Source organism: Mycobacterium sp. Root265, from assembly GCF_001428895.1.
Classification (GTDB): Bacteria; Actinomycetota; Actinomycetes; order Mycobacteriales; family Mycobacteriaceae; genus Mycobacterium.
Map to the genome: position 1 here is coordinate 716,371 of NZ_LMJA01000030.1, position 9,233 is coordinate 725,603.

The 9,233-nt window shown below is 65.4% G+C and carries 9 protein-coding genes and 1 pseudogene; 4 read left to right on the forward strand and 6 right to left on the reverse strand.

All coding sequences use genetic code 11. The features are described 5' to 3' along the window. Window positions 1–6 precede the first annotated feature (6 nt). Genes ASE48_RS25755 through ASE48_RS25765 form a run of 3 tightly spaced genes read right to left on the reverse strand, consistent with a single transcriptional unit; the run spans window position 7 to window position 3,661 of the window. Complete coding sequence (locus tag ASE48_RS25755; RefSeq protein WP_156409363.1) at window positions 7–360, reverse strand: DUF732 domain-containing protein; 354 nt, start codon at window positions 358–360, stop codon at window positions 7–9. Then, entirely contained in the window at window positions 357–3,242 is a 2,886-nt protein-coding gene (locus ASE48_RS25760; protein WP_057169970.1) for an MMPL/RND family transporter, read from the reverse strand. Before ASE48_RS25760 ends, ASE48_RS25755 begins: the two co-directional genes overlap by 4 nt. After that, complete coding sequence (locus ASE48_RS25765) at window positions 3,239–3,661, reverse strand: MmpS family transport accessory protein (RefSeq protein ID WP_057169971.1); 423 nt, start codon at window positions 3,659–3,661, stop codon at window positions 3,239–3,241. The genes ASE48_RS25760 and ASE48_RS25765 overlap by 4 nt, the downstream gene beginning before the upstream one ends. 201 nt (window positions 3,662–3,862) lie before the next feature. Between ASE48_RS25765 and ASE48_RS25770 the strand changes: the two genes are divergently transcribed. Then, window positions 3,863–4,516: a TetR/AcrR family transcriptional regulator gene (locus ASE48_RS25770; protein WP_057169972.1), complete on the forward strand. Its 654-nt coding sequence runs from the start codon at window positions 3,863–3,865 to the stop codon at window positions 4,514–4,516. A gap of 3 nt (window positions 4,517–4,519) precedes the next feature. Here the strand turns inward: ASE48_RS25770 and ASE48_RS25775 are convergent, their stop codons facing one another. After that, window positions 4,520–4,969, reverse strand: coding sequence for a MarR family winged helix-turn-helix transcriptional regulator (locus tag ASE48_RS25775; RefSeq protein ID WP_057169973.1), 450 nt, complete (start codon window positions 4,967–4,969; stop codon window positions 4,520–4,522). A gap of 70 nt (window positions 4,970–5,039) precedes the next feature. Between ASE48_RS25775 and ASE48_RS25780 the strand changes: the two genes are divergently transcribed. Both ASE48_RS25780 and ASE48_RS25785 read left to right on the forward strand, forming a co-directional pair. After that, window positions 5,040–5,801, forward strand: a complete 762-nt coding sequence (locus ASE48_RS25780; RefSeq protein ID WP_057169974.1) for a pirin family protein — start codon at window positions 5,040–5,042, stop codon at window positions 5,799–5,801. Beyond that, window positions 5,782–7,080, forward strand: a complete 1,299-nt coding sequence (locus ASE48_RS25785) for a PQQ-dependent sugar dehydrogenase (RefSeq protein ID WP_057169975.1) — start codon at window positions 5,782–5,784, stop codon at window positions 7,078–7,080. The genes ASE48_RS25780 and ASE48_RS25785 overlap by 20 nt, the downstream gene beginning before the upstream one ends. A 4-nt stretch (window positions 7,081–7,084) precedes the next feature. Here the strand turns inward: ASE48_RS25785 and ASE48_RS25790 are convergent, their stop codons facing one another. Next, window positions 7,085–7,366 carry a GlsB/YeaQ/YmgE family stress response membrane protein gene (locus ASE48_RS25790; protein WP_057169976.1) on the reverse strand — a complete coding sequence of 94 codons (282 nt, stop codon included), beginning with the start codon at window positions 7,364–7,366 and terminating at the stop codon, window positions 7,085–7,087. Between the two features lie 160 nt (window positions 7,367–7,526). Here ASE48_RS25790 and ASE48_RS25795 point away from each other — a divergent pair, with 160 nt between their 5' ends. Then, window positions 7,527–8,615, forward strand: a complete 1,089-nt coding sequence (locus ASE48_RS25795) for a phosphodiester glycosidase family protein (RefSeq protein ID WP_082614420.1) — start codon at window positions 7,527–7,529, stop codon at window positions 8,613–8,615. Between the two features lie 158 nt (window positions 8,616–8,773). Here the strand turns inward: ASE48_RS25795 and ASE48_RS33905 are convergent. Then, a pseudogene (locus tag ASE48_RS33905) lies at window positions 8,774–9,000 on the reverse strand (IS481 family transposase); the annotation flags it as partial. Window positions 9,001–9,233: the final 233 nt, after the last annotated feature.

Consider the following 9,233-nt stretch of genomic DNA (forward strand, 5'->3'; position numbering starts at 1 on the left):
GCAGGGTCATGGCACCTCCGGATGATCGTTCGACATCGCAGTGAGTTTCCCGAGATGTTCGGGGCAGTAGAGCCGCAGTCCGCTTCCCAGGAACTGCCAGACCTGTTCGGTGCTCGACGTCCGCGCCAGATTGCCGGACAGGAAGACCGCCGACTCGCCCGCGTCGGCATCCACCCCGGTGGTGAGGCGTTTGCAGGTGATCTTCGCCAGCCACGCGTTGTAGTCGCGCTGGCCGTAGATCCCGAAACCGTGTAGTTCCGTGGCGAAGTCGGTGTCCCGATCCGCTGACGCCGTGGGCGCCAGGGTGATCGGCAGCGTGACCAACGCCGTGACCAGACCGGCCATCATCCGACGCTTCATGCGTTCACCTCCTGGGTGACCTTGGGCCAGGCCTGTGGTTTCGGCCGGGGACGCACGTGCAGTGGCCACCAGAACCACCTGCCCATCAGCGCGGCGATCGACGGCGTCATCAGCGACCGCACCACCAGGGTGTCGAACAGCAGGCCCAGACCGATGGTGGAACCCACCTGCCCGATCACGATCATGTCGCTGACGAGCATGCCGATCATGGTGAAGGCGAACACGAATCCCGCTGCGGTGACCACGGATCCGGTACCGGCCATGGAGCGGATGATCCCGGTGTTGATGCCGGCTCCTATCTCCTCCTTCATCCGCGACACCAGCAACAGGTTGTAATCGGCTCCCACCGCGAGCAGGACGATGACCGTCATCGGCAGCACCATCCAGCCCAACGGGATACCGACGATGTGCTGCCACAACAGCACCGACAGGCCGAACGACGTCCCCAGACTCAGCACCACCGTGCCGACGATGACCGCGGCCGCGGCGACGGCCCGGGTCAGGATCACCATGATGAGGAAGATCAGGATCAGCGATGCGACGGCGGCGATCAGCAGGTCGTAGTCGGCGCCCTGCTGCATGTCCTTGTACATCGCTGCGCTTCCGCCGACGAACACCGTGGAACCCTCCAACGGGGTGCCCTTGATGGCGTCGGCCGCCGCGATGCGCAGCGGATCGATGCGCTCGGTGCCGTCCTCGGTCAGTGGATCACCTTGATGGAACACGGTGAACCGCACCGCTTTTCCGTCCGGTGACATCATCAGCTTCATACCGCGCTGGAAGTCGGCGGTCTCAAAGGCTTCCGGCGGCAGGTAGAAGGTGTCGTCATTGCGGGCGGTGTCATACGCCTCACCCATCGCGGTGCTGTCCTCTTGCATGGCGATGTTCTGATCCTGCTGCATCTTCTGAGCCTGGTACTGGTTCAGCATGATCTGCTTCTGATTCTTCATCGTCTGGATCATCGCCGGCATCACGGCCGCCATCTGCGGTGTCAGCTCGGCCATCCGTTCGATGTCGGGGACCAGTTCGGTGAAATCGTCCGACATCGTGCTGATGCCGTCGAGGCTGTCGAACACCGACCGCATCGACCAGCACAGCGGGATGTTGAAGCAGTGTGGCTCCCAATAGAAGTAGTTGCGCAGCGGACGGAACTGATCGTCGAAATCGGCCAGATGGTCCCGCACCTCGTTGAGGTTGGCCGAGGTGTCGTTCATCTTGTCCGACATACGTCGGGTGACATCAGCCAGTTCCAGCGTGATGCGCTGCATCGTCTCCATCGAGTCGATGGTCACCTGCATCTCGTTGGCCTGCTGCAAGGTGTTGTCCAGCACGGTCTGCTGGAAATCGTTGTTCATGATCTGGCCGTTGCCGCTCTGGCTCACCGTGTACGCCAGCGAGGCATGCTTGATCGGTTTACCGTCCGGGCGGGTGATCGTGGTGACCGACGCGATGCCGTGCACCCGCACCAGCGCCTTGGCGATCTTCTCGATCACCAGGAAGTCCGCGGGATTACGCATGTCGTGATCGGATTCGACCATCACCAGGTCGGGATTCATCTTGGCATCGGAGAAGTGCCGATCCGATGCGGCGTAGCCCACGTTGGCGGGCACGTCGCTGGGCAGATAGATGCGGTCGTTGTAGATGGTGTGGTAGCCGGGCAGGGCCAGCAGACCCACCATGCACAGCACGATCGCCATCACCAGGATGGCTCCGGGCCAGCGCACCGTCGCGGCGCCGAGCCGGCGCCAACCGCGGGCACGGCCATTACCCTTGGGCTCCAGCACTTTTCCGAACCGGGTCACAATCGAGATCAGTGCAGGCCCGAGCGTGAGCGCGGCGGCCACCACGATCGTCATACCGATCGCCAGTGGGAAGCCCATGCTCTGGAAGTACGGCAACCGGGTGAAGTGCAGGCAGGCGGTGGCGCCGGCAATCGTCAGGCCCGAGGCGAGCACCACGTGCGCGGTGCCGTGGAACATGTCGTAGTAGGCCGATTCCTTGTCCATGCCCGATCGCCGGGCCTCCTGATAGCGCCCGATCAGGAAGATCGCGTAGTCCGTGGCGGCCGCGATCGCCAGCGTCACCACCATGCTGGTGGCGAAGGTGGTCAATCCGAACACCTGGTAGTAGCCGAGGAAGGACACGATGCCGCGGGCCGACAACAGTCCGACGAACACCATCGACATGGTGACGAGCATCGTGACGAATGACCGGTAGATGATCAGCAGCATCACGATGATGATGATGATCGTCACGCCCTCAATGGTTTTCATGCTGGCGTCACCGACGATGTTCTGGTCGGTGGTCAGCGCCGCGGGCCCGGTGACGTACGCCTTCACGCCCGGCGGCGCCTGGGTACCTTCGACGGTGTCGCGTACGGCCTGCACCGACTCGTTGGCCAGCGCTTCGCCCTGGTCACCGGCGATGTAGACCTGCACATAGGCGGCCTTGCCGTCGATGCTCTGCGCACCGGCAGCAGTCAGCGTGTCGCCCCAGAAATCCTGCACGTGCTGCACATGGGTGGTGTCCGCGTTGAGCTTTCGGACCACCTCGTCGTAGAACGCATGCGCGTCCGGACCCAGCGGCTCGTCGCCCTCCAGCACGATCATCACCGAGCTGGAGGTGTCGTATTCCTCGAACTTCTGCCCGACGTGCTTGGTCGCGATCAACGCGGGTGCGTCGTTGGGGCTCATCGAGACGGCGCGCAGCTTGCCGACCTCTTCGAGCTGGGGCACGACCGTGTTGAGCAGGGCCACGATGACGACCCAGGCCAGCACGATCGGCACCGCGAACGCCCTGATGAAGCGGGGTAACTTCGGACGGGCCGCGTGCCGCGCCGGTGGCATGGCATCGGTCGGCGCATCGTCGGTATAGATCGTCATGCGGCCTTCACCAGGCAGTAGGTGGCGGCGTTCATACCGTCGGCCGTCCTTTCGTCTTTCACCTCGTCATCAACGGTGACGCGGCAGGTAATGGATGAACCGTCGCCCTGGGCCATGATGTTCGGCATGACCGACGGCAGCGTCGTCTCCAGGGTCAGCGTCCAGGGCAGAGTGACCTCGCCCGTGCGCTGCGGCTTGCCGTCCAGGTCGGCATAGTTGATGGAGGCGTAGGACCCCGTCCCGAAGATCTCGTACTTGACGATCTTGGGATTGAAGTTCTCGGCGGTATCGGCGTCGATCGGGGTGACGATGGCACCGTCCGATCCGAACACCGAGCGCAGATTCGACACGGCCACCAGGCCGATCGCGATGGCAAACACCACCAGGAGGGGCAGCCAGACCCGTTTGATGAGGGTCATCGCACACGACCATTCTTGTCGGACAGAGGTTTCGCGGCCGTAAAAGGGCGCACGAAAACTACAGGCATGTCGTGCCTTTCGGTGAGAGACGCCGCGAGCCCCCGTCGGCATGCGATCTGATCTTGGAATCTAAACCCACAAAGTGGATAGAGTCAATCCGGTTCTAGCGTTTTGGTAAGGGACATCACTAAACTGGGCTTCGTGATTGACAAACCATGCCGTGGCCTGCGCAAGGACGCCGAGCGCAACAGGCAGCGCGTGCTCACCGCGGCGCGCGAACTGTTTGCCATCAAGGGCATGGAGGCCACCCTCAACGATGTCGCCCATCACGCCGGCGTCGGCGTCGGGACCGTGTACCGGCGCTTCGCGACCAAGGAAGAGCTCGTCGAGGCGATCTTCGAAGAAGGTATCGCCGAAGTCGTATGCCTGGCGGAAACCGCCCTGCAACACGAGAATTCGTGGGACGGTTTCGTGTGGTTCATGGAGCGTCAATGCGAGCTGACCGCCACCGACCGCGGACTACGCGAGATGGTCTACAGCAAGGCCTACGGTGGGGACCGCGTCGAATGCGCCCGGGAAGATCTGGTTCCACTGGTGACCAAACTGGTCGAGCGAGCGCGGCACGACGGCCACCTGCGCCCCGATATCGAGCACACCGATACTCCGATCATCGGCCTGCTGGCCGGCACCGTCAGCGAATGGGCCGGTCACGTCGACCCCGAACTGTGGCGCCGCTACGTCGCGCTCCTGCTGGAGGGCATGCGGTACCGCCCGGATCAGAAGCCGCTCGGGGTAGATGCGCTCGACGACGACCGGATGCAGGCAGCGATGCGTGGCTGGGACCCGGCGGGCTGATCCTCAAGGTGGTCCGAGCCGGGCCAGCACGCCGGTCACCCATTGATCGACGGCACGAAGTTGGGCGGCCGTCATCCCCTCGAAGACCACCGTGCGCACCAACTCGGCGTGCGCGGGCGCGGCGGTGGTCAACGCGTCGCGGCCCTGCGCCGTCAGCTCGACGATCACCGCGCGACGGTCATCGTCGGCGTTGTGGCGATCCACCAGGCCGCGATCCCGCATTCGCCGCAGTTGATGTGACACCCGGCTCTGCTCCCAGCCAAGGTGCTGCCCCAGATCGTTCATCCGGCATCCGGGCGACTCGTCGAGTGCGACGAGCACGTCGTAATCGGCCAGCGACAATCCGCACTCCTGCTGCAGCTGCCGGTTCATCGCGGCCTCCAGCCGACCCGTCATCGTCAGATACCCCCGCCACAGCGTCTGCTCCCGCGCGTTCAGCCACATGGAATACATGACACATCATTTAAGTTGTGCTGTCCATCGCCCCGCGCCTAGGCTGGGCACTGATCTCAGAGGAGCATCGATGACCCGAACCGCATCCGTGGACATCCGGCCCGCGGCGGATCGCGCGGCGACCAGGATTTCCTGGCTCGATTCCAAGCACTCGTTCTCGTTCGGCGGCAACTACGAGCCGGACAACACCCACCACGGTCTGCTGCTGGTCAACAATGACGACCGGGTGGCACCCGGCACCGGGTTCGATACCCACCCGCACCGCGATATGGAGATCGTGACCTGGGTGATGCAGGGCTCGCTGGTCCACCAGGACTCCACCGGCAACAACGGCGTCATCTATCCGGGGCTGGCCCAACGCATGTCGGCAGGCCGCGGCATCCTCCACTCGGAGAAGAACGACTCATGGACCCTGACGGGCCGTGAGAGCCACAGCGAGCCGGTGCATTTCGTGCAGATGTGGGTGGTCCCGGATGAGTCCGGCCGCGACCCCGGTTACCAGCAGCTCGAGATCGACGACGAACTGCTGCGCGGCCGGCTGGTCACCATCGCCTCCGGAATGCCCGAGCACCGCGACCAGGCCGCCATCACCATCGGCAACAAGTACGCCGCCCTGCACGGTGCCCGTCTGCAGGCCGGCGAATCGGTGCAGCTGCCGCAGGCGCCCTACCTGCATCTGTTCGTACCGCGCGGCGCGGTGAGCCTGGAAGGCGCCGGCGAACTGCTCGAAGGTGATGCGGCCCGACTCACCGCGACCGGTGGGCAGCGGGTCACCGCGACCGAGCCGGCCGAGATCCTGCTGTGGGAGATGCATGCCGGCCTGGGCCGATAGCCGCAGAATCGCCGGCGCCCTGGCCGGCGCGGCCATGCTGGCCGCCTGTTCGACCGGCACGCCGGTCGGGCCGCCCACCGGCAGCCCGACGAGCCCACCACGCAGCAGCCCCGACGCGCCGGGGATCGCGGCCCTGAGCGAAGTGGCGGTCACCGTGCCCGACGGTATGGATGACGCCCCGTTCGACGAGCCCCGCCGGGCCCTGGTCCCGGCGGGGTGGTCGTTGGCAGTATGGGCCAGGACACCTAAGCCACGGCTGGCGGCCTGGGCACCCGACGGCGCGATGCTGGTATCGATTCCCCGTGCGGGACAGGTTCTTTCGGTGCGCGCGGGCGAGACCGAGGTACTGCTGGAGGGTCTCAACCAGCCGCACGGGCTCACCTTCGCCGGGGACACGCTCTACGTCGCGGAGAGCGACCGCGTCGACGCCTATACCTACCGCGACGGCGCCGCCACCGACCGCCGCACCGTTGCCGACGGCCTTCCCGACGCCCGCAGCCCCGATCTGCGCGGCGCGTACTCCCACGCACTCAAGAGTGTTGCCGTCGGTCCCGACGGGGCGGTGTACTTCTCCATCGGATCCACCGGCAACGTCTCGGTTGAGGACCGCACGGCTACGCCACCGCGGGCCACCGTCATGCGCGTCCCGCCCGGCGGCGGCGAGATGGAGCCTTTCGCGACCGGGGTCCGCAACGGCACCGGCCTGGCCATCGCACCGGACGGAGCGGTGTGGACGGCGGTGAACAATCGGGACAATGTCGCGGACCCGGGCACCGGCACCGTGGATCCCGCCTACGTCGACGACCATCCGCCGGAATCGGTCGCCCGGTTGACCCCCGGCCGTGAACTCGGCTGGCCCTACTGCAATCCCGACGGTGGCCCGGCCGATCTCGCACTCATCCGTGATGTTCAGACCAACCCGGATGGGCAGGCGATGGACTGCGCGGCGCTACCCCGGGTGGAGCAGAGCCTCGGCGCGCATTCGGCGCCATTGGGGATGAGCTTCACGGACGGACAGCTTCCGGCACCGTATGCCAGTGGCGCACTGATGGGTGTGCACGGGTCCTGGAACCGGCAGAACCCGCAGGAACCCGAGGTGTCGTTCTTCTCGTGGCGCGACGGGGTGCTCGGCGATCAGCAGACCCTCGTCGGTGGCTTTCAGGCGCCCGACGGAACCCGTTGGGGCAGACCGGTAGCCGCCGTGACCGGTCCCGACGGCGCGGTGTACATCACCGACGATTACGCCGATGCGGTGTACCGGCTCGCGCCGCCGGGATAGCGGCTCAGCGGACGGGCGTGCCTTTGCGGGAGCCGGTGAGCGCGACGTAGAGCGCGACCAAAATGACGGCCACTCCGACACCGGCCAGGAACGGGATCATGGCCCAGCCCCCGTTGGAGTTGGCGTACCCCAGTTGATAGGTCGCCCAGCTTCCCGCCACCGATCCGAGCGCGCCCAGCAGGACGGTCATCACGATGCCGATGCTTTGTTTGCCGGGCAGGATCAGCCGCGCCAACACGCCGACGATCAGACCGACGAACAAGGCGCTGATGATGGTTCCGATCATGGCGTGCTCCTCAACTAGGCCAGTGGTTTCGCCTGGATACCCAGTTCCGGTGGCCACCAAGCGCATAACCCGATGCCCAACCGAGACGCAGTTGTGACGCAAGTTGACAGCGTTGCTGGTGTGATTAATCTGAGTCGTCTGTCCACATCAGCCCGAAGGGATCGCCGTGCCGATCGCTGCCACCCGTATCCGGCGCGTCGCCGCCGGTATCGCCACGCTCGCGGTCACCGCGGCGCTGGCGACGACCACGGGTGCGCCCCTCGCGAGAGCTGCCGACGGCCGGGCGTTGCTGGCAGCCGCCATCGCCAACACCCGCGGCTCCTATCTGGTGTACAACTTCGGCGGCGCTAATCCCACGCCGATGCTCAACGCCGCGGGCAACTGGTATGAGGGCGGCAGTGGTGGCCACCTGATGATCATCAAGTCCGCTTCCCAGCGGCTGGCACCACGGCTCCTGGTGGACACCCACAACGGCTACCAGTCCCGGTGTGAGCGCACCCCGGGCGCCCGCACCGGGGACGGGCTGGTGCAGGCCTCGGAGATCTACACCCCGATTGCCGCGTGGCAGGCGTTGGGGCAGCCCACGATTGCCATCAACGCCAACTTCTTCGACATCCGCGGGCAGCAGCGCGGATCCTGGAAGACCACCGGTTGCAGTTCACCGCTGGGCGCCTACGTCGACAACACCCGCGGGCTCGGGCGGGTGAACGTGCCGCTCACCGGGACCGTCGCCTACGCCGGCAAGCAGGGCCTGTCCGGCGGCGACGAGGTCTGGACGCCCTTGACCACGATGATCCTGCCGGTGGCGGGGGCGCCGTTCGTGGTGACCCCGCGCTCTGGCGACGACTTCGATGCGGCAGGGCCGGTGATCGCCGATCTGATCAACAAGGGCACCCGGTTCGTCGCGGTCAGCGGTCTCGGACTGCTCTCCCCGGGGGCCACCGGACAGATGAACGATCCCGGTCCTTCGGCGGCACGTACCGCGCTCGCCTACGCCCGAGATCGCGACGAGATGTACGTCTTTCAGGGCGGCAGCTACACACCCGACCAGATACAGGACCTGTTCCGCGGCTTGGGAAGTGACACCGCACTGTTGCTCGACGGCGGCGGGTCCTCGTCGATCGTGCTGCGCCGCGACACCGGCGGGATGTGGGCGGGCGCAGGTGTCCCCAAGGGGTCGTGTGACACCTTCGAGGTGCTGTGCGACTCCCGCGAACGCGCGCTGCCCAGCTGGCTCGCCTTCAACTAGCGTGCGGGAACGCGTCTGACCGACACGAATGATGGTTCTTCTGAGCATATTTCGGCGGCTGCGGCTTCAGTGACAGGAACCTCGCGCGGCGCATTGTGATGTATCGAGACATCGGTGACGGTTCTGCGTCAAGACACCGGTGACATTCGGTGTATCAGCACCGCCACTGCCTGCGCTTTCAGCTCATCGCTCAGCTTCGAAGGCTGTACTTCGGTCGACGGGTTCGGGGTTCGAGCACTGCAGCCCGCCCGTCGGCCCTGACCCGTTTGCGTGACGCGTAGAACGACTTCCGAGAGATGCCGTGTTCGGTGCAGAAGGTCGAGACCGCTCCACGGGGCGCGTCATCGGGCCACTGCGAGATCGCGAGGCGGACACGAGGATCGATGGGTTCATTGACAGCCCCCCGCAGCTTCGGTGCAGAAGTGTCACCACCAAGACCCCTCGAAGTGTCACCGATGTCTTGATGCAGAACTGTCACCGATGTCTTGAGACATAACACTTGCGCGGCGCGTGCACTCCGTGTCTTGAGTCAAGAAGTTGGCAGGTTTTTTTGGTTAATTGGGTTTAGGTATGCCTGCTGTGGGGTGTGGTCCTGGATGGCTTGGTGTGGTCGGATGG

Coding starts and splice junctions, on each gene's coding strand:
- ASE48_RS25755 (WP_156409363.1), bottom strand. CDS start 360: ATGAAGCGTCGGATGATGGCCGGTCTGGTCACGGCGTTGGTCACGCTG.
- ASE48_RS25760 (WP_057169970.1), bottom strand. CDS start 3,242: ATGACGATCTATACCGACGATGCGCCGACCGATGCCATGCCACCGGCG.
- ASE48_RS25765 (WP_057169971.1), bottom strand. CDS start 3,661: ATGACCCTCATCAAACGGGTCTGGCTGCCCCTCCTGGTGGTGTTTGCC.
- ASE48_RS25775 (WP_057169973.1), bottom strand. CDS start 4,969: ATGTATTCCATGTGGCTGAACGCGCGGGAGCAGACGCTGTGGCGGGGG.
- ASE48_RS25780 (WP_057169974.1), top strand. CDS start 5,040: ATGACCCGAACCGCATCCGTGGACATCCGGCCCGCGGCGGATCGCGCG.
- ASE48_RS25785 (WP_057169975.1), top strand. CDS start 5,782: ATGCCGGCCTGGGCCGATAGCCGCAGAATCGCCGGCGCCCTGGCCGGC.
- ASE48_RS25790 (WP_057169976.1), bottom strand. CDS start 7,366: ATGATCGGAACCATCATCAGCGCCTTGTTCGTCGGTCTGATCGTCGGC.